Source organism: Nonomuraea guangzhouensis, from assembly GCF_019396345.1.
In the GTDB taxonomy this organism is placed as follows: Bacteria; Actinomycetota; Actinomycetes; order Streptosporangiales; family Streptosporangiaceae; genus Nonomuraea; species Nonomuraea guangzhouensis.
Genome location: NZ_JAHKRM010000002.1, coordinates 572,237 through 594,825 on the forward strand (window position 1 = coordinate 572,237; position 22,589 = coordinate 594,825).

Genomic DNA, 22,589 nt, shown 5'->3' on the forward strand with positions numbered 1-22,589 from the left:
TCGGTCAGGCGACCGTGGCCTCGATCAGGTCGTCCACGACCGCCGCCAGGTGCCCGGTGCGGTCGTGCGCCCTACGCTGCCGTTCCGCTCCGGAACCCCTGCTGAGCAGCAGGTCCAGCCCTTCCTCGACGAACTCCGAGTCACCGGCCTCGTCCGTGGCGGCCCGTACGTGCTCCAGCAGGCGCCCCGCCATCACCGGCGCCGGCACCAGCACCCCTTCGCACACGTCGAGGCTGTCACCGCGCAGACCGTCACGGGCGGCGCGCCAGTAGGCGGCCCGCATGACCTCCGACGGGATCGGCAACCCGCGATCACCACGCGCCACGTCGGCCAGCGCCGTCATGACCAGGCCGCGGATCAGCCCGATGATGGTGAGGCTGTCGCTGACGTCCAGCGGCACGTCGGCGACCCGCACCTCGACGGTCGGCAGCGTGGGCGACGGTCGCGCGTCCCAGTACACCGTCTTCGGGTCCATCAGCGCGCCCGACTGCGACAGCGCCCGCAGCGCCACCTCGTAGTCGGCGAACGACGGGAAGTACGGCGGGGCGCCCGAGACCGGCCAGCGGCCCCAGCTGATCACCCGCCAGGACGCGTAGCCGGTGTCGCGGCCGACGAAGAACGGCGAGTTCGCGGCCAGCGCGATCAGCGTGGGCAGCCACGGACGCAGGTGGTTGCCCACGTACACGGCGTGTTCCTCGTCGGGCACGTCCACGTGCACGTGCAGGGCGCAGATGCTGAGCTCGTCCTGCAGCGCCCGGTAGAGCACCCGGCCCTGCTCGTAGCGGATGTCGTCGCTGAGCGGGCTCGGCACGACGTCGCCCAGTACGGGAAGACCGCTGGCGACCACGGCCAGCCCGCACGAGCGGGCCGCCTGCGCCACCTCCTTACGCGCGGCCCGCAGCCGCGTGCCTAACTCGCCGAGGTCGGCCGAAGGGGCGGTCCGGGCCTCGACCTGGAAACGGGTGATCTCATGAACGACGTCCAAGACGTCTGTCGCGGCGGCCAACACCTCTGCCGCCCGGGGAGCCACGTGGCGCGACCAGGGATCGACGATGAGGTACTCCTCCTCGATCCCGATAAGAGGAGTCACATCCCTTTTATGCCCGTTTTCCGCTAGGCAAAGCGGTGTGGGCCATAGACCGCGTACGGCCTTCCCTCGGCGAGCGCCCAATACCGGTCGCCGAAGGACCAGTGCCACCACTCCGTGGGGTAGTTGACCAGGCCGACCGGCTCCAGGGCGGCGGCGAGGATCTTGCGATGGGCACGGGCTTCGGCCGAGATGTTCGTGGCGTCGGTGTAGCAGCCGCCGTCGCTCTCCTCCGGGTTGTCGTCGACCTGGGTGCCCATGTCGTACTCGGTGCCGTCGGGCGCGCACAGCGTCAGGTCGACGGCGGCACCGGCGGTGTGCGGGGCCACGTCGACCGGCGACACATACCGACTTGCCGCGATATGTGCCTCGTCAGGCGACATTTCGGGGAATGCGGCTCGCAGCCCGTCCCGGTACTCCTCGAAGATCCGGCGCTGCGTGTCGATCGGCCGGTAGCCCTCGACGATCAGCAGATGGAAGCCGTCGGGCAGCCGCCGCTCGGCCCGCTCCAGCCGGGCCAGCAACCCGGAGCGCAGGTGCGCGTAGGCACCGCTCCCGTCGGCCATCCGCTCGTCCACCCGCAGTCGGCCGCGTACGTCCGCCAGCTCCTCGCCGTTGTCGCGCACCGGGATAGCCGCGACGCGGGGATCAGAGATCAGCACGATGTCGCTCGTCTGCTGCCACATGGGCAGAAATTCTCACACAGTGTCGGAGAAAACCTGATCTCGGGCTTGCTCCAGAGCCGCGACCAGCGCGCCTCGCAGCACCGGATTGCCCGCCACCCCGGTCGTGACGACCTCGGGCCGGGTCGGGCAGACCCGGGCGACGGCCTCCTCGACCTTGGCGGCCAGACGTTCGCCGCCCGCCCGGCCGATGTCGCCGCTGAGCACGATCAGCCCGGGGTCTAGCACGACCGTGACGGCCGCGGCCCCCACGGCAAGACGGGCCGCCACCTCGTCCAGGTAGCCGTCGCAGCCGTTGCGTACCTGGTCGGGGACCGTGCTGCCGAGCACGCCGTGCGCGGTGGCGAGCCCGCTCAGCGCCGGGTGCCCCACCAGCCGCTGGAACGAGCCCGACGTCGGCTGCGACACGTCGGCGGGCAGCGGCTCGCCCGGCACGGGCAGCCAGCCGATCTCACCCGCCGTCCCGGTGATGCCCCGGTGCAGCCGCCCGCCGAGCATGACGCCGAGCCCCTGGCCGACACCCGCCCAGATGACCACGAAGTCGTCGTGGCCGACGGCGGCGCCGTAGCGGTGCTCGGCCAGCGCGACCAGGTTCACGTCGTTCTCTATGATCACCGGCACGCCCAGCGTCTGGCGCAGGCTGGCCAGCACGCCGACGTGCCAGGCCGGCAGGTCGCAGGAGAAGCGCACGTCGCCGCTGCCCGGATCGACCACGCCCCTGGTGCCGATCACGAAGGCCCGCAGCTGTGACAGGCTGACCCGGGCCGAGGCGCAGGCCCGCTGCACCGCGGAGTGCACGGCCTTGACCGGATCCCCGTCCGCCGGGTTGACGGTGACCTCGACCACGATCTGGCCTGTGATGTCCGCCACACCCACGGTGAGGCTGTCGGGCAGCACTTCGAGCCCGGCCACGTACGCGCTGGAGGGGTTGACCGCGTACAGGGCCGCGTGCGGGCCCCTGCCCATCGCCCGCTCCCCCGCCACCCGTACGAGCCCCCGCTCCTCCAGGCGGGCGAGCAGCTGACCTGCGGTTACCTTCGACAGCCCGGTCCGCTCCCCCAGCTCCGCACGGGTCAGCGGCCCGTCCTCGAGGAGGAGTTCGAGTGCCGTGCGGTCGTTCAGGCGGCGGAGCAGCCGAGGGGTCCCGGGGCTTCGGCTCATCGACGCTCTCCCTCTCGTCACGAATGGCTAACAGGCGTTTCTTTTAAGAAAGTTTCTTGTTAGTTTATCAGCAGTCGTTCGGACATTGACGATCAGCCTGGTGCGGACCGCAAGCGAGCACCCGGGAAGGGAGAACCCTGTGAGGATCGCGCAGATCACCGCCACCACGGTCACCACGGCCGCTCTGGCCCTGGGCCTGGCCGCCTGTGGTTCCGGCGAGACGCCCTCGACTTCGACCGCGCCGAGCGCGGCGGCCTCCGCCGCCGCGTCCGGCCCCAAGTACGCGGGCAAGGAGCTGACCTTCTGGCGCCTGGGCGACAGCAACCCCGCCGCGCAGAAGTACACCGATGAACTCGTGGCCGCCTTCGAGCAGCAGACCGGCGCCAAGGTCAAGGTCGAGTGGATCCCGTGGCCGCAGGTGAACGACAAGTTCACCGCCGCGGCGGCCGGTGGCACCGGTCCCGATGTCACCGAGATCGGCAACGACCAGGTGCCGCTCTGGCAGAGCCAGGAGGCCCTTGAGCCCGTCACCGACATCGTCGGCTCCGGCGACCAGGCGCAGATCCCGAAGAACCTGATGGGCCTGGAGACGATCGACGGCGAGACGTACGCCGTGCCGTGGGGTGGCGGCAGCCGCGCGGTGCTGTACCGCGCCGACTGGTTCAAGGAGCTCAAGATCGACGTCCCGAAGACCTGGGACGACCTGACCGCCGCGGCCAAGAAGATCCAGGCCAAGAAGGGCAAGGACGTCGACGGGTTCGCCTTCAACGGCGGCTCCGACGCCAACCACCTGCTGGGCGCCCTCGCCTGGACCGCCGGCGGCGACTACGCCGTCAAGGAGGGCGACAAGTGGGTCGGCAAGCTGACCGACCCGGCCTTCAAGGCCGGCTTCGCCCAGTACACCGGCCTGGTCACCGACGGCCTGTCGAGCAAGTCGCGGCTCACCCAGAACACCACGGACATCCGCACCCGCTTCGCCAACAACAAGGTGGGCATGTACCTCACCGCGTCGTGGGACCTGCCGGGCATCGACGAGGACAGCAAGGGCAAGCTCAAGGGTGACAAGCTGGCCTTCTTCCCGCTCCCGTCCAAGGACGGCGGCGAGGCGCAGTCCTTCCTCGGCGGCAACGACATCGCCGTGTGGGGCTCGGCCAAGGAGAAGGACGCGGCCAAGGAGTTCGTGAAGCTGGCCTCCGGCAAGGAATGGGGCAACAAGTACGCCAAGGACGGCGGCCTGCTCCCCGTCTACCCGGAAGCCCTGGCCGCGCTGTCCAGCGACCCGGCCCAGGCGCCGTTCGCCGCCGCCTTCGCCAAGGCCAAGGCCTTCCCGGCCAGCCCGCACTGGACCGAGGCCAACGAGACCAAGGCGGTGCTGCAGAACGCGGCCCGCACCGTCATCGAGGGCAAGTCGTCGGCCGACGACGCGCTGGCCAAGGCCAACAAGGAACTCGAAGACATCCTCAACGCCGCCTCCTAGCCCTATGACGAACATCTCGACGCTCGCCCGGGGTGGCGGCCAGTCCGCCACCCCGCGCCGGCCGAACTCTCACCGCCCGGCCCGGTCCGGCGGGCTGCCCGCCTGGTCGGTGCCGTACGTGCTGCTGATCCCCGGGCTGCTGGTGATCGGGGCGCTGCTGCTCTACCCGCTGTTCCAGGTCGGGGTCATCGCCTTCCAGAAGGTGGGCCTGGTCCAGATCAGCGGCAAGAAGCCGGCCACCTGGGTGGGCTGGGACAACTTCACCCGCATCTTCGCCAACGACATCTTCTGGTCCTCGCTCCGCAACACGCTCGTCTTCGCCGTCGTCGCGGTGTCGCTGACACTGATCGTCGGAACGGCCGTGGGCACCCTGCTCAACAAGCTCGGCCGGAAGATGTCCACGTTCGTGGTGGTCGGCATCATGTTCGCGTGGGCCGTGCCTCCGGTGGCGCAGGGCATCATCTGGAGATGGCTGTTCGACGCCGAGGCGGGCATCGTCAACTGGGCGCTGAACGCGCTGCCCGACTGGCTGTCGAACCTGGTCTTCGGCCGGGCCGACTGGACCGGCGAGCCCTGGCTCAACGACGCGTGGTCCATCTACATGGTGCTGATCATCTGCGTTGTCTGGGCGAGCTTCCCGTTCGTGGCCGTCTCGGTGCTGGCGGGGCTCAAGGGCATCCCGGCGGAGCTGTACGAGGCCGCACGGGTGGACGGATCGTCGGCCTGGCGGACGTTCAGGAAGATCACCTTCCCGCTGCTCAAGCCGGTCTTCGCGGTGCTGACCGTCCTGTCGATCATCTGGGACTTCAAGGTCTTCGCCCAGCTCTACGTGCTCATGGGCGGACCGTCGAACCGTGAGGCGTTCAACCTGTCCATCTACTCCTACGCCGAGGCGTTCCGCCCGCCGCCCAAGATGGGGTCCGGCGCCGCGATCGCCCTGGTGCTGACCGTGATCCTGCTGGTCGTCACCGCGGTGTACGTCAGGCAGCTCGTCAAGCAGGAGGAGATGTGACTCCGCTCGCGCGCAAGCGGCTCGGCAAGATCGCGCTGAACGCGGCCGGGCTGCTGGTGTTCCTGTTCGCGATCTTCCCGGTGTACTGGATGGCCTCGACCGCGTTCAAGGCCAACGACCAGATCTTCACCACCGACTTCATCCCGTTCCCCACCCATTTCACCTTCGAGCACGTCGACCGGGTGCTGAACGAGGGGGTGGCCGGGCACTCGATCTGGCTCTACATGCGTAACAGCGCGATCGTGGCGCTCGGCACGGTGCTCATCGGGGCGGTGTTCTCGCTGCTCGCGGCGACCGCGGTGGCCCGCTTCAGGTTCAAGGGGCGCAACACGTTCCTGATCCTGCTGCTCATCGTGCAGATGATCCCCTCCGAGGCGCTGCTCATCCCGCTGTTCCTGAGCGTCAAGCGGCTCGGCCTGTACGACCAGCTCGCCGGGCTGATCGTGGTGAACGTGGGTCTCACGCTGCCGTTCGGCATCTGGATGCTGCGTACGTTCGTCGCCGCCGTGCCCAAGTCGCTGGAGGAGGCGGCCTGGATCGACGGCGCGGGACGGATGACCACGTTCTGGAAGGTGCTCTTCCCCCTGGTCGCGCCCGGTCTGGTGGCCACCAGCATCTTCTCGTTCATCACCGCGTGGAACGAGCTGATCTTCGCGCTGGTCCTGATGAGCGGCTCGGACGGCTACACGATGCCCGTCGCCCTGCAGTACTTCTTCGGGCAGAAGGGCACCGACTGGGGCGCCATCATGGCCAGCTCCACGATGATGACCATCCCGGTCGTCGTCTTCTTCCTGCTGGTTCAGCGCCGCATGGTCTCCGGCCTGGTGGCCGGGGCCGTGAAGGGCTGACGAACACGGATCTCGTACGGCGCGCGCAGGCGCGTGCCGTCCTGACCGTGCCCAACTTTCTGTGATGAGGAGCCATGAGTCAGAGTGATCGGGGGCTGCGCCGCCTCGCGGCCGGCACGCTGCTCGTCGCCTTCCAGGGCACCACCGCGCCCGACTGGGTGCTGCGCGAGCTCGAGAACGGCCTGGGAGGTGTCACCCTCTTCGGCTTCAACGTCGCGGAACCTGACCGGTTGCGGTCGCTGACCGCCTCGCTCCGCGCGGCCGCCGAGCCGGTGATCTCGCTGGACGAGGAGGGTGGCGACGTCACCCGTCTGGCCTACCACGTCGGCAGCCCGTACCCGGGCAACGCGGCGCTGGGCGCGGTGGACGACGCCGAGCTGACGCACCGGGTCTACCGGGCGATCGGCTCAGAGCTGGCCGCCTGCGGCATCAACCTGGACATGGCGCCCGACGCCGACGTCAACACCGAGGCCGACAACCCGGTCATCGGCACCAGGTCGTTCGGCGACGATCCCGCGCTGGTGGCCCGGCACACGGTGGCCGCCGTTCAGGGCCTGCAGTCGGTGAACGTGGCCGCCTGCGTCAAGCACTTCCCCGGCCACGGCGCCACCCGGGTCGACTCGCACCTGGCCATCCCCGTCGTGGACGTCACGCTCGACGTGCTGCGCGCTCGCGAGCTGGCGCCGTTCCGGGCGGCGATCGGCGCGGGGACCAAGTCGATCATGACCGCGCACGTGTCGGTGCCCGCCCTGACCGGCAGCACACCGGCCACGCTGTCGGCCGCCGCGCTGACCGAGCTGCTCAGGGGCGAGCTCAGGTACGACGGCGCGGTCATCACCGACGCGATGGACATGCACGCGATCACCAAGAGCGTCGGGCTGGCCGGTGGCGCCGTCCTGTCGCTGGCCGCGGGCTCGGACCTGCTCTGCCTCGGGCCGCTGCCCACCCACGACGACGTGCGGCACATCATCGACGAGATCGTCGCCGCCGTACGGGATGGGCGGCTGCCCGCGGCCCGGCTGGAGGAGGCGGCGGCCAGGCTGGCGGCGCTGCGCGCGTGGTTCGGCTCGGCCGCCACGCCCTCGGCCGAGCAGAACGGGGTCGGCCTGCACGCCGCCAGGCGCGCGGTGCGGCTCACGGGCGTGCCGGAGCCGCTGGTCGAGCCGCTGGTGATCGAGGTGGACACGCCGCCGACGATCGCCGTCGGCGACGTGCCCTGGGGCGTGGGACCGTGGCTGCCCCAGGCCGAGATCATCCGGGTGAAGCCCGCGGACGCGGACGTGCCGGTGCTGCTGGCCAAGGCCACGGACCGGTCGCTGGTCGTGGTGGTCAAGGACGCGCACCGCAACGAGCCCAGCCGCGAGCTGGTCTCGGCCCTGGTGGCGGCCCGGCCCGACGCGACGGTGATCGAGATGGGACTGCCGATCTGGCGGCCGGACAGCGTCGCCTACATCGCGACGTACGGCGCGGCCCGGGCGAACGCCCAGGCGGCCATAGAGCTGCTCACGGCTTGAGCTGAACGGGTCGCGGGCTCACGGTTTGAGTCGCTCACGACTTGAGGAGTGCCTCGCGGGCCTGGTCCAGGGCCGCGAGGACGGCGCCGCGCAGCACCGGGTTCTTGTCCGTGATCGTGGTGGTGACGACCTGGGGCCGGACCGGGCAGATGCGGGCCACGGCCTCCTCCACCCGGGTGGTGAGCGCGCTGCCGCCGGCCTGGCCCACCTCGCCCGCCAGCACGACCAGCCCCGGGTCCAGGATCACGCAGACCGCGGCCACGCCGAGCGCGAGCCGGTGCGCGATCTCGTCGAGCAGCGGCTCGCCCTCGGCTCCGGCCGCCACGGCGAGCTTCACGCACTGCCCGGCGCTCTCGGCCGCGAACCCGTAGCCCCTCGCGAGCTCGCACACGGCCTCGGCGCTGACGAGCGACTGCAGACCGCCCGCGAGCGAGGGCAGCCGGCCCGGCTCATTGCGGATGTCCTCGGGCAGTGGCACGCCGGGCACCGGCAGGTAGCCGATCTCACCCGCGCTGCCCGCACGGCCCCGGTGCAGCTTGCCGCCGAGCATCACCGCGAGACCGAGGCCGCGGCTGGACCACAGCAGCACGAAGTCGTCGAGTCCCTGGGCGGCGCCGTCGGCACGCTCGGCGATCGCGGCCAGGTTGACGTCGTTCTCGATCGTCACCTCGCGCTTGAGGTCACCGGCCAGCGCCTCGTGGATGCCCTCGTGCCAGCCGGGCAGGTCGAAGGAGAAGCGCACGTCGCCGCTGCGCGGATCGACCACGCCGGGGGTGCCGATGACCACGCCGCGCAGCCGGCCGATGCTGATCTTGGCGCTGCGGCAGGCCTTCATGATGGCGCCGTGCACCACCGAGACCGGGTCGTCGAGGTCGGTGGGATCGACCGTCACCTCGGCGATCGTCTGGCCGTGGATGTCGGCGACGGCCGCGGAGATCAGCTCGGGCCCCACCTCGAGCCCGGCCACGTACGCGCTGGAGGGGATCACGGAGTAGAGCGCCGCGTTGGGGCCGCGCCCGCCGGCCTGCGTGCCGACGACCTCGACCAGCCCGCGCTCCTCCAGCCTGGACAGCGTCTGGGAGGCGGTGACCTTGGACAACCCGGTCCGATCGCCGATCTGTCCCCGGGTCATCGGGCCGGTGGCCAGCAACAACTCCAACGCCGCCCGGTCGTTGATCTCCCTGAGCAGTCTGGGCACACCAGGGCGTCGCTCCACGCTGAATCCCACCGTCAAATCGAAAAGGTTGTTGGAAGTTTAGCGCCCTGGACCTTGCTTATCACCGCAGGTGAACCCGAGGATGCCTCATGATCACCACCGGTCGAGCGGCGCGATCACGTACTGAATCGGTAAAGGACTGTCGGCGGTGTCCGCGCAGGCCCGCGCCCGGATGACCTGCTCATTCTGACGACCGTGCGCATAACCACTGTTGACCAGGAGGGATAATCAACTACATGCGCCTTTCCGCTCGTGTCGACTACGCCCTCCGTGCTGCCGCCGAACTCGCCGCGGCCGGCGCCGGCCCGACCACCGTGGGCGAGCTCGCCAAAGAGCAGGACATGCCCCCCAAATACCTTGAGAACATTCTGCTGCAGATGCGCCGCGCCGGTCTCGTCCGTGGTCAGCGCGGTCCGGAAGGCGGCTACGTCCTGGCCAGGTCCGCCGCCGAGATCTCGCTCGCCGACGTCATCAGGGCAGTGGACGGTCCCCTGGCGAACGTCCGCGGCGAGCGTCCCGAGCACGTCGGCTACCGGGGCCCGGCGGAGTCGCTGCAGCAGGTGTGGATCGCCCTGCGGGCCACCGAACGCGCCATCCTCGAGGAGGTCACGCTGGACCAGGTGGCCAGCGGCGCGCTCCCCGACCGCGTCCGCCAGCTCGCCGCCGACCCCGCCGCCTGGGACTGACCGGCCAGCCGCCCGCGTGGCCACCACCTGCGGCTGACCGGCCACACGACCGCGTAGCCACCACCTGGCGCTGACCGACGCGCGACACGCCGCGCATGGCCGCGCCTGCGATTGACCGGCGCCCGACACACCCGCGCGGCCGACGTCTGGCGCCGACCGACGTGCGACGCGCCAACGTGGCCGACGCCTGTGATTGACCGGCGCCCGCGATGGCCGGCGCCGGTTCCTAGACTGGGGGCATGCCCGAAGGAGATGCCGTCTACCGTACGGCCGCGCGGCTCCGGGGCGCCCTCGACGGCCGGGTCCTGACCCGTTCGGACTTCCGCGTGCCCCGGCACGCCACGGCCGACCTCAGCGGCCGGACAGTCCTGGCGAGCCTGTCACGCGGCAAGCACCTGCTCACCCGTGTCGAGGGCGGCCTGACCGTGCACACGCACCTGCGGATGGACGGGAGCTGGCGGGTGCTGCCCGCGGGCCGTCGCACCGCCCCCGGCGACCAGGTGCGGCTGGTGCTGGCCAACGAACAGTGGCAGGCGGTGGGTGTGCGGCTGGGGGTGGTGGACCTGCTGAAGACCGCCGACGAGGACCGGGTCGTGGGGCACCTGGGGCCCGACCTGCTCGGCGACGACTGGGATCCGGACGAGGCGGTGCGCCGCCTGCGCGCGGCGCCGGACCGGGCGATCGGGGAGGCGCTGCTCGATCAGCGCAATCTGGCGGGGCTCGGCACCATCTATCGCGCCGAGACACTCTTCCTGCGCGGCATCTGGCCATGGCGGAAGGTCGGCGACATCGAGGACCTGGACGGGCTCGTCAGGCTCGCCCAGCGGCTCCTGACAGCGAACAAGACGCACGCCGCCACAGTGACCACGGGCGACCGCCGTCCGGGCGGCCAGACGTGGGTGTACGGCAGGGCAGGGCGCCCCTGCCGCCGATGCGGGACGCGCATCAGTCGCGGGGAGATGGGAGCACAGCCACAGGAACGACTCGTCCTGTGGTGTGGTGACTGCCAACCGCGTTAGGCGGCCACCATGTCCTTGACTTCGGGGAACACGGAGTCGGAGATCGACCCGGGCACCGTCTCGGCAAGGGGGATGCGCTCGTGCTCCGGCGCGTCGGCAAGCACAGGAGTGGCCTGGAGCTCCGCCAGCGCGAACTGGTCGGACACCTCACGCAACACCTGCGACAGGGGAACCCCGAGGGCGCCGCAGATGGACGCCAGCAGCTCCGATGACGCCTCCTTCTGACCACGCTCGACCTCGGACAAGTAGCCGAGCGAGACACGCGCCAGCGTGGACACCTCGCGAAGAGTGCGTCCCTGCCGCACCCTCAACCGCCTCAGCACGTCGCCGAGCAGCTGACGCAGCAGAATCATCTGTCGCTCCCTCCCCGGCGTGGATGGCTTCACCACCACGCCCCGCGCGGTCGGATCGTGCCGTCCGTTCTTCTTCTTCGGCTCGTACATGCTCCTCGCCGTCATCATCGGGCGTCTCCGCCCCTGCCCCGCCGCTCTGCCTTCATTGCGCAACGGCTCCTTTCGCGAAGACTCAGCTCGCGAAAGCTCGTTACGTGAAGGTTCGTCACGTGACTCGTTAGGCCCGCCTGCCGGGCGCTCGGTGCTTGCAGATGGCTCACGGACCTCACTCACAGCTCCACCGTACCCGTATCCACCGACACCGCGTCAGACCGTGCATCGGATGTTCGCTCGGGACGTAACACGGTAATCACCCGGTATGTTCCCCATTGTTCCCCTTCAGCACACTTGCCAGTAGATCGATAGCCTCGTCCACCGTCTCTACCCTGATACGTTCGCGAGACCCCTCAAGTCTCAACGGTCTCTGCCAAATTTGATCTCCCGGTCCGCTGACGGCCACATGCACGGTGCCGACGGGCTTTCCGTCCTGCGGCTCCGGCCCGGCCACACCGGTCACCGCCAGGCCGTATGTCGCCTCGCAGAGCCGCGCGACCCCCGCCGCCATCGCCGCCGCCACCTCCGGGTGCACGGCCCCTTCGCGCCGCAGCAACTCCTCCGGCACGGCCAGCAACCGGTGCTTCAAATCGGTGGCGTAGGAGATGACCCCGCCCCTGAACGACTGGGAAGCCCCTGAGACCGAGGTGAACGTCGCCCCGATGAGCCCCCCGGTCAACGACTCGGCCACGGCGAGCGTGGCGGCCCGCCGTACGAGCAAGGAGAGAACCTCCGCCGCCCCAACCATGATCACTCCCCGCGCGCCCGCCTGGCCACCCGCCGTAGCTTGATCGCCCGCACCACGTAGTCGACGCCCGTGGCCACCGTCACGACCAGGGCCGCGCCCATCACCACCCAGCGGACCGGGTCGAAGTCGCCGGGCAGGATGTAGAGCACGATGGCCGCGATCTGCAGCACGGTCTTGACCTTGCCGCCATAGCTGGCCGGGATGACCGCGTGCCTGAGCAGCACGAACCGCAGCGCCGTGATGCCCAGCTCGCGGCCCACGATGGTGCCCGTCACCCACCACGGCAGCTCGCCGAGGATCGACAGGGACACCAGCGCCGCGCCGGTCAGCGCCTTGTCGGCGATCGGATCGGCGATCTTCCCGAAATCGGTGATCAGCCCGTAGCGCCTGGCCAGCTCGCCGTCCAGATGATCGGTGAGCGAGGCCACGCCGAACACCGCCAGCGCACCCAGGCGCCAGCCCATGCCGGGCAGGAAGAGGCAGACGACGAAGAAGGGGACGAGCACCAACCGCAGCACCGTGAGGACGTTGGCGATGTTCCACGGGCTCACCACGCGGCGCTCGTCCTTGGTCATGGACCGGCCTTGATGCGCGCGATCAGGTCAACCCCCTCGGCGTCGACCACCACCGCGCGCACGATCTGACCGCGGACCAGGCCGATGCCCTGGACCGTGACGGACCCGTCGACCTCGGGACCCTGGTGGGCGGCCCTGCCCTCATAGCCGCCGTCGCCCAGGTCGTCGTCGATGAGCACGTCCACCTCCGTGCCGATGCGCTCCTCCGCGCGCTGCGCGGTCAGCTCCTCCGCGAGCTCGGTCAGCACGCGCACGCGATCGTCGATGACGTCCTGGTCGAGCTTGTCCGCGAAGCCGGCCGCCTCGGTGCCGTCCTCGTCGGAGTAGCCGAACACGCCGATCACGTCGAGCCTGGCCTGCTCCAGGAACCCGACCAGCTCGCCGAACTCCTCCTCGGTCTCACCGGGGAAGCCGACGATGAAGTTGGAGCGCACGCCTGCCTCCGGCGCGCCCGCGCGGATGGTCTCCAGCAGCCCCAGGAAGCGCTCAGGATCGCCGAAGCGGCGCATCCGGCGCAGGACGGTGCCACTGGCGTGCTGGAAGGACAGGTCGAAGTAGGGGGCGATGCCCTCGGTGCCGGCGAGCACGTCGATCAGCCCCGGGCGCAGCTCGGCCGGCTGCAGGTAGCTGGCCCGCACCCGCTCGATGCCCTCGACGGCCGCCAGCCGCGGCAGCAGCTTCTCCAGCGCCCGCAGGTCGCCCAGGTCCTTGCCGTAGGACGTGGAGTTCTCGCTGACCAGGACGAGCTCGCGCACGCCCCGGTGGCCCAGCCAGTCGGCCTCGGCCAGGAGCTCCTCGGGGTCGCGCGAGACGTAGGCGCCGCGGAAGGCCGGAATGGCGCAGAACGTACAGCGCCGGTCGCAGCCGGAGGCCAGCTTGAGCGAGGCCACCGGGCTCTCGTCGAGCCGTTTGCGGAGCACGCGCGGCCCGCTGGCGGGCGCCAGCCCCTCGGGCAGGTCGCCGTGGCCGGGGATGGCGGTCTTGGGTGCGCTGGCACGATCCACCGGCGAGATGGGCAGCAGGGTGCGGCGGTCTCGCGGCGTGTGCGGCTTGAGCGGCTTGCCGGCGAGCACGTCGTCGAGGCGGCCACCGATCTCGGTGTAGTCGTCGAAGGAGATGACCGCGCTGGCCTCGGGCAGCGCGTCGGCGAGCTCGTTGCCGTAGCGCTCGGCCATGCAGCCCGCGGCGACCACCTTGGCCCCGGAGTCGGCCGCGGCCAGCAGCGTGTCGATGGAGTCCTTCTTCGCCGAGTCGATGAAGCCACACGTGTTGACGACGACGACATCGGGGTCGTCGTCGCCCAGCTGCCAACCGGCAGCCTCAAGACGCGCGGCCAGCTCCTCGGAGTCGACCTCGTTGCGCGCGCAGCCCAGAGTGATCAGCGATGCGGTTCGGCGGGATGACATGGTGAACACTACGGTATCGGGAGTTGGCCACCACCGAGCGCACGGGCTACCTCGGCTGGGCTTCCGAAGGCACGAACGAGCGGGTCACCATCTCCCCGCGAGCCCCCGCACGACCCAGGTCCTTGCCGTTGACCTGCAACGACACGGCACCCGCGTCACCGATCACGAGATGGACGCCGCTCTCGGACTTCCAGGTCGAGCTCTTGCCCGCCGGCAACGTTCCGGTGAAGAGGTTGAGTCCCTTGCCGTCGCGGACGTTCAGGTAGGACGCGCGCTTGGCCTTCACCTTGACGACGACCATTTTGTCCTTTTTTTCCTTGACGTCGTCCTTGGCCTTCTTCCCCTTGGCATGCGACGCCTTGGGAGCGTGCTCGCCGATCGGGGCGTTCGGCGGCACCAGGCGCGAGTCGGCGGTGCGCACCTCGTCCGACGTGCCGCCGCCGAGCACCCTGACCGCCCCGAACACCATGACGATGGCCAGCGCGACGCCCAGCGCCATCGTCCAGTTGAGGCCGCGCCGCTCGTTGATCCTGATCTTGCGTTCGGCCTGGAAGACGGCGGCGGCCCGGATGGGCGTGGCCGCCCCGCTGTGTTCTTCGTCATAGAAGTGGACGGTCGCCACGGGATCGAGTCCGACCGCCTTGGCTACGGCCCGGACGTGTCCCCGCGCGTAGAAGTCGCCACCGCACTGCGAGAAGTCGTCACGCTCGATCGCGTAGATGATCGCCTCACGAATGCGGGTGGCCTCGCTCAGTTGCGTGACTGTCAGCCCGGCGGTCCGCCGGGCCTCAGCAAGCATGGCCCCTGTGCTCTGTTCCGGCATGGCAAGCGCCTTCCGCCCCACGACGTTCTGTAATGATTCACATTCAATCAGTAGTCGTCGGGCGAACCTGCATTGGGGTCATTCGCCACGCAAGTCGGCGAGCAAACCAGGGAGCTCGTCGGGCTTCACCATCACTTCGCGGGCCTTCGAACCCTCGCTGGGGCCGACCACGTCGCGGCTCTCCAGCAGGTCCATGAGCCGGCCCGCCTTGGCGAAGCCGACGCGGAGCTTGCGCTGCAGCATCGAGGTCGAGCCGAACTGCGTCGTCACGATCAGCTCGGCCGCCTGGACGAGCAGGTCGAGATCGTCACCGATGTCACCGTCGATCTCCCGCTTGGCCGGCGCCGCCGCGACGTCGTCGCGGTATTCGGCCTGCATCTGCGTCTTGCAGTGCGTGACGATCTCGGCGATCTCCTTCTCCGACACGAACGCGTTCTGGATGCGGATGGGCTTGCTGGCGCCCATCGGCAGGAACAGCGCGTCACCCTGGCCGATGAGCTTGTCGGCGCCGGGCTGGTCGAGGATGACCCGCGAGTCGGTGAGGCTCGACACGGCGAACGCCAGCCGCGAGGGCACGTTCGCCTTGATCAGGCCGGTGACCACGTCGACGGACGGCCGCTGCGTGGCGATGACCAGGTGGATGCCGGCCGCGCGGGCGAGCTGCGTGATGCGCACGATGGAGTCCTCGACGTCACGCGGGGCGACCATCATCAGGTCGGCCAGCTCGTCGACGATCACCAGCAGGTACGGGTAGGGCTGGTAGACCCGCTCGCTGCCCGGCGGCGGCTGCAGCTTGCCGGCCCGTACGGCCTTGTTGAACTCGTCGACGTGCCGGAACCCGCTGGCGGCCAGGTCGTCGTAGCGCCGGTCCATCTCCCCCACCACCCATTCGAGGGCCTCGGCGGCCTTCTTCGGGTTGGTGATGATGGGCGTGATCAGGTGGGGGATGCCCTCGTAGACCGACAGCTCCACCCGCTTGGGGTCGACGAGCACCATGCGTACCTCGTCTGGTGTGGCGCGCATCAGGATGGAGGTGATCAGGCCGTTGACGCAGACCGACTTACCGGCGCCGGTGGCGCCCGCGATGAGCAGGTGGGGCATCTTGGCGAGGTTCGCCACGATCGTGCGCCCCTCGACGTCCTTGCCCAGTCCCACGATCATCGGGTGGTGGTCGCCCTGGGCCACCTTGGAGTTGAGCACGTCACCCAGGGAGACGAGGTCCTTGTCCGCGTTCGGGATCTCCACCCCGATCGCCGACTTCCCCGGAATCGGCGACAAGATCCTGACATCTGCCGATTTAACGGCATAAGCGATGTTCTTGGTGAGCGCCGTGACCTTCTCCACCTTGACCGCGGGCCCCAGCTCGATCTCGTAGCGGGTCACGGTCGGGCCGCGGGTGAACCCGATCACCTGCGCGTCGATGATGAACTGCTCCAGCACGCTGGTCAGCGCGTTGACGACGATGGTGTTGGCCTTGGTCTGCGGCTTGGGCGCGCTGCCCGGCTTGAGGAACTGCAGATCAGGCAGGCTGTACGGCCCGGCCTGCGGCGACAGCACCAGCTGCTCGACCTTGCGGGGCGCGGGGGTGGGCTCCGGCGGCTCGGGCTTCCTGACCGGCGCCGACGGCTCCTCCTCGTCCACCAGCCCCGGCACGATCTCGGGCGAGTGGTCGGAGCGCTTGTCCTGCTCGGAGAGCACCGGCGTGTCGAACGGCTTGACGAGGTCGCCCTTGTCGTCCACCTCGCCCTTCTTGGCCCGGGGCCGCTTCCTGACGGGCGCCGCCGCCTGCTCGGCGGGCGCGTGCCGTTCGAACAGCAGGTGCTTGAGCTCGGACAGCCGCTCCGGGATGCGGTGGACGGGCGTGGCCGTGATGACCAGCACGCCGAAGCCCGACATGATCAGCAGCAGCGGGATCGTGATCCAGGCCGGCAGGATGCTCATCGGCGGCGCCGACACGATGAACCCGATGATGCCGCCCGCCTGCGACACCCGGTCCATGCCGTCGTTGGCGGTGCCCGCCGGGTAGGGCGTGTCGTTGGCCACGTGGATGACGCCGAGCACGCCGACGAGCAGCGCGCTCCACCCGATCACCATGCGCCCGGTGTCGGCGTTCTGGTCGGGGTGGCGCAGGTAGCGCCAGGCGAGCAGGCCGAGCATCAGCGGGATCGCCCACGCCAGCGACCCGAACACGCTGTGCACGGTGACGTTGACCACACCGGAGACGGCGCCGTCGGCTCGGCGCCAGGTCATCGCCGCCATCACGATGGCGCCGGCGAGCACGGACAGGCCCACCCCGTCGCGCCGGTGGGCGGGATCGAGGTCGCGCGCGTTCTTGCCGAGTGCCCGCGCCGTGCTGCCGATGCCGTTGGCGAGCAGCATCCAGAGTCCGACGATCAGTTTGCCGATCATCGTGAAGACCCAGCTGATCGGGTCCGGGTGGGTCAAGTTCGGCTTGCGCGCCGACGTGGCCCCCTTCGCCCTCGGCCGCCCGGTCGAGCTGGATCCGCGCTTGGTGGGGGTCGAGCGGGCGGAGGCCGACCGCTTCGCCGGCCCCTTGGATGCGCTTTTCGGCGTACGGGTGGCCATGATGCCAAAGGTACGACGGAGACACCGCGCGACGCACTCAGGCTCGCCGAGGTGCGCGAAAGCTCTCCTACCCCAGGCGTGTCACAGCCGAACCGAGTCGAAGGCCGCCTGCATGTGCGCCACCAGGTCGACCAGATCCTGGACGGTGCCTCTCAGGCCCTCGTCGTCGGAGCAGGAGTCCGCCAGTTGGTCGAGTCGCGCCTCGACGGCGCCGAGGCGGTCGGCGAAGCCGGACAGCGCCTGCGCGTTCCTCGACAGCGCCGCGTCGTTCGGCAGGAGATCACTCAGCAGGGCCGTCCGCTCCCGCAGCATCGCGTTCTTGCGGAACAGCTCGATGAAGACCGCGACCTTGGACCGCACCACCCACGGATCGAACGGCTTGGCGATGTAGTCGACCGCGCCCACGGCGTAGCCGCGGAAGGCGACGTCGGATCCGGGCTCGGTGCTGGTCAGGAAGATGATGGGCACGTCACGCGCCTGGTCGAACCGCTTGATGTGGGTCGCCGTCTCGAAGCCGTCCATGCCGGGCATGAGCACGTCCAGCAGCACCACGGCGAAGTCGTGACGGAGCATCAGCTTCATGGCCTCCTGCCCCGACCTGGCCTTGAACAGTTGCTGCTGGAGCGGGCGTAAGACCGCCTCCAGCGCGACCAGGCTCTCGTCCTTGTCATCCACCAAAAGGATCTTTACCTGGCGATTCATTCAGCACCCTCCCGCGCGACCATGGCGGCCTTCTTCGCAACTGGGGGTAATGGAGCCCCATAGTCTGCCACTCTGAGAGTGACCGAACTGCCACATCGAGTGATGTTCTAGGACGCACAGTGGACACGACCCGCGTGTCGAGCACGGCCTTCGACGGCACCCCCCAGGCCCCCGCGGCCGCCCGGCGCTTCGTCCGCCAGGTGCTGGGCGAATGGCAACTGAGCCATCTGGCCGAAGACGCCGTACTGCTGACCAGCGAACTCGTCACCAACGCCGTCGTCCATGCGGGCACGGGGCTGGAGCTGACCTGCCGGCTGGACCCGAACGCCATCCCGACCAAGCTGGAGATCGAGGTCGACGACCACCACCCGACCCGGATCGTGCCGGCCCCCGGCTCGCCACCCCCCGGCGGCATGGCCACCACGGGGCGTGGCCTCGTGCTGGCGGGCATGCTCGCCGACGCCTGGGGCGTCACGTACACGGGCACCGCCAAGCGGGTCTGGTTCCGCATGGAGCTGGACAAGGCGTGCGGGCACGAGAGCGCCTCCAGGATCCCCGCTCCGGCGCCCGCCGCGATCGCGACGTCCACCGAGAGCCTGCACGTCGCGGTCGTCGTGAGCGACCACGAGGGCCGGATCGTCACCTGGAACTGCGAGGCCGAGGCGCTGCTCGGCTGGCCCGCCGCCCAGGTCGTCGGCCGGCCGCTGGCGGAGCTGGTGGCCTGGCGCAGGCACGGCCCGTGCGCGCTGTCCCTGTCGGACACGCTCGGTCTCGGCCGCTGGCGCGGCGAGTCCAGGATGCGGCGCCTCGACGGCGGCCTGCTCCCGGTCTACATCTCCCATCTGCGCACCGACGGCCGCGCGCAGGACCGCCGGTCGATCTGGATGGTGGTGTCCAACGACCACCGGTACGTCCTGGCCGCCCCGCCGGCCTCGTTCAAGCGGGAGCCGGGCGGGCGGATCAAGGACCTGCTCGACCGCGAGATGCCGCTCGACGAGCTGCTCGACACCATCGCGCAGATCGTCCAGCTGTCCAGCGGAGGCGACGCCGCCTACGTCCTGGTGCGGGCCGAGGGCGGCAGCCGGTTCGGCGTCGTGGCGGGCTCGGGGGCGACGGCGGGGCTGGTGGGCGTGGTGGCCGCCGGTGTGTTCAGCACGGAGCAGAAGGCCCCCGCGATGGTCGAGGACCTGCTGGCCGCCGACGTCGAGCTGGCCCAGCGGCTCCAGGCCCGGTCGCTGGCGTGCGCGCCGCTCATCGTGGCGGGCGAGGTGACGGGCTACCTGGTGGTGACGGCCGCCGAGCCCGCCCGCTTCGACCAGGCGCTCACCGCGAGCCTGCAGCACATCGCGGACCAGGTCGCGGCGACCGTGCAGCGCGAGCGGCTGGCCGAGCAGGACCGGGCTCACCGGGGCCGGCTGTCGTTCCTCGCGGAGGCCGGCGAGCTGCTCGCGGGCGTGCACGACGAGGAGCTGATCGCGGCCCTGACGGCCCAGCTGGTGGTGCCCAAGATCGCCACCTGGGCCGCGGTCTACCTGACCGACCTGGCGGGCATGACCAGGCTCGCGCACGTGTGGCACAGCGAGGAGCACCACAACGCCGACCTGCGCAAGGCCCTGCCCGTCATCCCGCGTTCGACGCTGGGCGAGGTGACCTGGCCGGTCGGGCCGGAGAGCGTGCTGTCGTTCCCGCTGATGACCCAGGGCCGCTCGCACGGCGCGCTGGTGATCGGGCGCATCGAGCCGACCCTGCCGCTGGAGCTGGCCGACCTGCTCGCCGACCTGTGCCGCCTGGTGGCGCTCAACCTCCACACGGCCATGCTCTACTCGCGGCAGGCGACCACCTCGCGGGTGCTGCAGCGCAGCCTGCTGCCCATGCGGGTCGCGCCGATGCCGGGGCTGGAGTCCGCGGTCGTCTACGAGCCCGCGGAAGAGGGCGCGGACGTCGGCGGCGACTTCTACGACCTGTTCGCCGTCGGTGACCACTGGTGCTTCGCCCTCGGCGACGTGTGCGGCAGCGGCCCGGAGGCCGCCGCCGTGACCGGGCTGGCCCGCCACGCCGTACGGCTGCTGGCCAAGGAGCACTACACGGTGGCCGACATCCTCGACCGGCTCAACCGGACGCTGCTCGACGAGGGCGAGGACGGCCGCTTCCTCAGCCTGCTCTGCGGCCAGCTGACGCCGCTGCCCCAGGGCGGCGCGCTGTGCACCCTGGCCTCCGCGGGCCATCCCGTGCCCCTGCTGCTGCGCGCGAACGGCGAGGTCGTGCCCGTGGCCACCTCGCAGTTGCTGCTGGGCGTCGACGGCGGCGCGCGGTTCTACACCGAATCGTTCGAGCTGCTGCCCGAGGAGCTGCTCCTGTGCGTCACCGACGGCGTCACCGAGCGGCGCGACGGCGACCGGCTGCTCGATGACGACGACGGGCTGACCGCGATCCTGTCGGGCTGCTCGGGGCTGAGCGCGCACGCCGTGGCCGAGCGGATCAGGCAGGCGGTCGAGTCGTTCGCCTCCGAGCCGTCACACGACGACGTGGCGCTGCTGGTGCTCCGGGCCACGACCGCGCTGCGGGCCGGTCAGGTGGTGAACCGGTAGGTGGTGGAGGAGGTGCGGGTCTCGCCCGGCCTGACCACGGTGGAGGGGAACCGCGGCTGGTTGGGCGAGTCGGGGAAGTGCTGCGTCTCCAGGCAGAGACCCGCGTGCGGCCCGTACGGCGTGGCGACGCCGTCGAGCATGCCACCCGCGTAGAACTGGACGCCCGGCTCGGTGGTCGTGACCTCCATGGTCAGGCCGCCGACCGGCTCGGTCACCCGGATGCCGCCGTCGAGCACGTAGCAGTGGTCATAGCCGCCGTCGTAGCGCTCGCCCACCGCGTGCGGCGTGGTGAAGTCGAACTCCGTGCCCTTGACCGGCGCCGGCTCGCCGGTGGGGATCTTGTGCTCGTCGACGGGCAGGTAGTGCTCGGCGTCCATCTGGATCACGTGCCCGAGCACGTCGCCGCCGCCCGCGAGGTTGAAATAGGAGTGGTTGGTGAGGTTGACGACGGTCGGCGCGTCGGTCTCGGCCGTGTAGTCGAGGCGGATGGCGTCGTCTTCGAGCGTGTAGGTGATCGAGGCGGTCAGCGTGCCCGGGTAGCCCTGGTCGCCGTCAGGGCTGACCACCGTGAGCGTCACGGAGGAGCCGGTGGCCTCGGAGATCGTCCACACCTTGCGGTCGAAGCCGTGGTCGCCGCCGTGCAGGCTGTTGGGCCCGTTGTTGAGCGGCAGGCGGTGTTCGGCTCCGTCGAGGGTGAAGCGGCCGCCGGCGATGCGGTTGCCATATCTGCCGACGACGGCGCCGAAGTAGCGGCTGCGGGTCAGGTAATCCTCCAGCGTGGTCAGCCCGAGCACCACATTGACGCCCGACACCTCCAGCGACTGCAGGATGGCGCCGTAACTGAGCACGCTCGCGCGCAGCCGTCCCGAGGACAGCTCGACACGCTCGACCTGTTCACCAGACGGCAGCGTTCCGAAGATCATCTGTGTGCCTTTCCCGTGGACTCGCGGACGATCAGGGCGGTCTCCAGCATCGTGGCGGCGGCGGTTGCCGCCGAGTCCACCGACTGGAGAAGCAGGTCGACGGCGATCCGGCCGGCTGCGGCGGTGGGCATGGCGATCGTCGTCAGCTTCGGGCGGCTCAACCGGCCCGGCACGATGTCGTCCACGCCGATCACGCTGACGTCGCCGGGGACGTTCTTGCCGCGCTCGGCGAGTCCCTCGATGAGGCCGATGGCGACCAGGTCGTTGTAGGCCAGCACGCCCGTCGCGCCGGAGGCGATCACGTCGGTGGCCGCCGCCAGGCCGCCCAGCTCCGTCGGCGGGTTGGGGCCGAGGAAGACGACGTCCACGTCGCTCATGGTGGCCGCCGCCTCCTGCATCTCCTTGCTGGTCCACGACCCGCTGGGCCCGGTGACCAGGGCGATGCGGCGGTGCCCGAGCGCGGTGAGGTGCTCGACGGCCAGCCTGGCGCCCCGGCCCACGTCCATGAGCACGGTCGGCAGGCCCTTGGCCCGGCGGTTGACCACGACGAAGGGCACCTCCTCGCGCAGGCGCTCTATCGTCCGGTTCGTCAGGCGCGGGCTGCACAGCAGCACGCCGTCGACCTGCTTGGTGAGGGTCTGGATCAGATCCTCCTCCACCTGCGGGTCCTCGTCTGTGTCGGCCACGAACACGTGGTAGTCGCGGAGCCTGGCCTGCGCCTGGGCCGCCTTGATCAGCGGCGGGAAGAAGGGGTTGGCGATGTCGGCCACGATGAGGCCGATATTGTGGGTGCGGCCCGTGGTCAGCGCCCGCGCGGCGCGGTTGGGCCGGTAGCCGAGATCCTCGGCGATGGCGAGCACGCGGGTGCGCGTCTCGGGATTGACCAGGTGGGGCGCGGAGAACGCCCGGGACACCGTGGACACATGCACGCCCGACGCCTCAGCCACGTCACGAATCGTCACCGCCACGCTTGGCCTCCTCCGACCGTGCTTAGTACTTTAGTGCAATCGTTTGTATCGCTGTCAATCAGCCATCGCCGCCTGATTTTTCCGCTAAATCCCCACCATATCTCTTCATATGGGCAGACCG

20 protein-coding genes are annotated in these 22,589 nt (G+C 70.2%); 7 read left to right on the forward strand and 13 right to left on the reverse strand.

What is annotated here, in order from left to right; genetic code table 11:
• Positions 1–4 precede the first annotated feature (4 nt).
• Genes KME78_RS05645 through KME78_RS05655 form a run of 3 tightly spaced genes read right to left on the reverse strand, consistent with a single transcriptional unit; the run spans position 5 to position 2,931 of the window.
• Positions 5–1,090: a carboxylate-amine ligase gene (locus KME78_RS05645; protein ID WP_219527658.1), complete on the reverse strand. Its 1,086-nt coding sequence runs from the start codon at positions 1,088–1,090 to the stop codon at positions 5–7.
• A gap of 23 nt (positions 1,091–1,113) precedes the next feature.
• Complete coding sequence (locus KME78_RS05650; RefSeq protein WP_219527659.1) at positions 1,114–1,773, reverse strand: M15 family metallopeptidase; 660 nt, start codon at positions 1,771–1,773, stop codon at positions 1,114–1,116.
• Between the two features lie 12 nt (positions 1,774–1,785).
• Positions 1,786–2,931 carry an ROK family transcriptional regulator gene (locus tag KME78_RS05655; RefSeq protein ID WP_219527660.1) on the reverse strand — a complete coding sequence of 382 codons (1,146 nt, stop codon included), beginning with the start codon at positions 2,929–2,931 and terminating at the stop codon, positions 1,786–1,788.
• Positions 2,932–3,070: 139 nt separating this feature from the next.
• On the opposite strand from KME78_RS05655, the gene KME78_RS05660 reads away from it, so the two are divergent.
• The 4 genes from KME78_RS05660 (at position 3,071) to KME78_RS05675 (ending at position 7,782) form a co-directional block, all read left to right on the forward strand.
• On the forward strand, positions 3,071–4,408 hold the full coding sequence (locus KME78_RS05660; protein WP_219527661.1) for an extracellular solute-binding protein: 1,338 nt from the start codon (positions 3,071–3,073) through the stop codon (positions 4,406–4,408).
• Positions 4,409–4,412: 4 nt separating this feature from the next.
• Positions 4,413–5,420, forward strand: coding sequence for a carbohydrate ABC transporter permease (locus KME78_RS05665; RefSeq protein WP_219527662.1), 1,008 nt, complete (start codon positions 4,413–4,415; stop codon positions 5,418–5,420).
• Positions 5,417–6,268 (forward strand): carbohydrate ABC transporter permease, encoded by an 852-nt coding sequence (locus KME78_RS05670; RefSeq protein WP_219527663.1) that lies wholly within the window; start codon positions 5,417–5,419, stop codon positions 6,266–6,268. The genes KME78_RS05665 and KME78_RS05670 overlap by 4 nt, the downstream gene beginning before the upstream one ends.
• 74 nt (positions 6,269–6,342) lie before the next feature.
• The gene (locus KME78_RS05675; protein WP_219527664.1) at positions 6,343–7,782 is read left to right on the forward strand and encodes a glycoside hydrolase family 3 protein; all 1,440 of its coding nucleotides are present in this window, start codon (positions 6,343–6,345) and stop codon (positions 7,780–7,782) included.
• Positions 7,783–7,816: 34 nt separating this feature from the next.
• Here KME78_RS05675 and KME78_RS05680 read toward each other — a convergent pair whose 3' ends face one another.
• A complete protein-coding gene (locus KME78_RS05680; RefSeq protein ID WP_219527665.1) occupies positions 7,817–8,998 on the reverse strand; it encodes an ROK family transcriptional regulator in 1,182 nt (393 codons plus the stop codon).
• A gap of 236 nt (positions 8,999–9,234) precedes the next feature.
• On the opposite strand from KME78_RS05680, the gene KME78_RS05685 reads away from it, so the two are divergent.
• Both KME78_RS05685 and KME78_RS05690 read left to right on the forward strand, forming a co-directional pair.
• The gene (locus tag KME78_RS05685; RefSeq protein WP_219527666.1) at positions 9,235–9,684 is read left to right on the forward strand and encodes an RrF2 family transcriptional regulator; all 450 of its coding nucleotides are present in this window, start codon (positions 9,235–9,237) and stop codon (positions 9,682–9,684) included.
• Positions 9,685–9,923: 239 nt separating this feature from the next.
• Entirely contained in the window at positions 9,924–10,703 is a 780-nt protein-coding gene (locus tag KME78_RS05690; RefSeq protein WP_219527667.1) for a DNA-formamidopyrimidine glycosylase family protein, read from the forward strand.
• Here the strand turns inward: KME78_RS05690 and KME78_RS05695 are convergent.
• The 7 genes from KME78_RS05695 to KME78_RS05725 all read right to left on the reverse strand — a co-directional run bounded on the left by KME78_RS05695 (position 10,700) and on the right by KME78_RS05725 (position 17,962).
• Positions 10,700–11,056, reverse strand: coding sequence for a helix-turn-helix domain-containing protein (locus tag KME78_RS05695; RefSeq protein WP_214638529.1), 357 nt, complete (start codon positions 11,054–11,056; stop codon positions 10,700–10,702). The two genes, KME78_RS05690 and KME78_RS05695, sit on opposite strands and share 4 nt — an antisense overlap.
• Positions 11,057–11,405: 349 nt before the next feature.
• Complete coding sequence (locus KME78_RS05700) at positions 11,406–11,897, reverse strand: CinA family protein (RefSeq protein ID WP_219527668.1); 492 nt, start codon at positions 11,895–11,897, stop codon at positions 11,406–11,408.
• Between the two features lie 2 nt (positions 11,898–11,899).
• Positions 11,900–12,472, reverse strand: coding sequence for a CDP-diacylglycerol--glycerol-3-phosphate 3-phosphatidyltransferase (gene pgsA, locus KME78_RS05705; RefSeq protein WP_219527669.1), 573 nt, complete (start codon positions 12,470–12,472; stop codon positions 11,900–11,902).
• Positions 12,469–13,878: a 30S ribosomal protein S12 methylthiotransferase RimO gene (gene rimO / locus KME78_RS05710; protein ID WP_219527670.1), complete on the reverse strand. Its 1,410-nt coding sequence runs from the start codon at positions 13,876–13,878 to the stop codon at positions 12,469–12,471. The genes pgsA and rimO overlap by 4 nt, the downstream gene beginning before the upstream one ends.
• Positions 13,879–13,924: 46 nt before the next feature.
• A complete protein-coding gene (locus tag KME78_RS05715; protein ID WP_219527671.1) occupies positions 13,925–14,677 on the reverse strand; it encodes a helix-turn-helix domain-containing protein in 753 nt (250 codons plus the stop codon).
• A gap of 102 nt (positions 14,678–14,779) precedes the next feature.
• Positions 14,780–17,287, reverse strand: a complete 2,508-nt coding sequence (locus KME78_RS05720; RefSeq protein ID WP_219527672.1) for an FtsK/SpoIIIE family DNA translocase — start codon at positions 17,285–17,287, stop codon at positions 14,780–14,782.
• Between the two features lie 81 nt (positions 17,288–17,368).
• The gene (locus tag KME78_RS05725; protein ID WP_308126818.1) at positions 17,369–17,962 is read right to left on the reverse strand and encodes a response regulator; all 594 of its coding nucleotides are present in this window, start codon (positions 17,960–17,962) and stop codon (positions 17,369–17,371) included.
• A gap of 146 nt (positions 17,963–18,108) precedes the next feature.
• Between KME78_RS05725 and KME78_RS67030 the strand changes: the two genes are divergently transcribed.
• Positions 18,109–20,577 carry a SpoIIE family protein phosphatase gene (locus tag KME78_RS67030; protein WP_219527674.1) on the forward strand — a complete coding sequence of 823 codons (2,469 nt, stop codon included), beginning with the start codon at positions 18,109–18,111 and terminating at the stop codon, positions 20,575–20,577.
• Here the strand turns inward: KME78_RS67030 and KME78_RS05735 are convergent.
• Together KME78_RS05735 and KME78_RS05740 are read right to left on the reverse strand one after the other, a co-directional pair.
• Positions 20,559–21,500, reverse strand: coding sequence for an aldose epimerase family protein (locus tag KME78_RS05735; protein WP_219527675.1), 942 nt, complete (start codon positions 21,498–21,500; stop codon positions 20,559–20,561). The genes KME78_RS67030 and KME78_RS05735 overlap by 19 nt on opposite strands.
• Positions 21,497–22,468, reverse strand: a complete 972-nt coding sequence (locus tag KME78_RS05740) for a LacI family DNA-binding transcriptional regulator (protein WP_219527676.1) — start codon at positions 22,466–22,468, stop codon at positions 21,497–21,499. The genes KME78_RS05735 and KME78_RS05740 overlap by 4 nt, the downstream gene beginning before the upstream one ends.
• Positions 22,469–22,589: the final 121 nt, after the last annotated feature.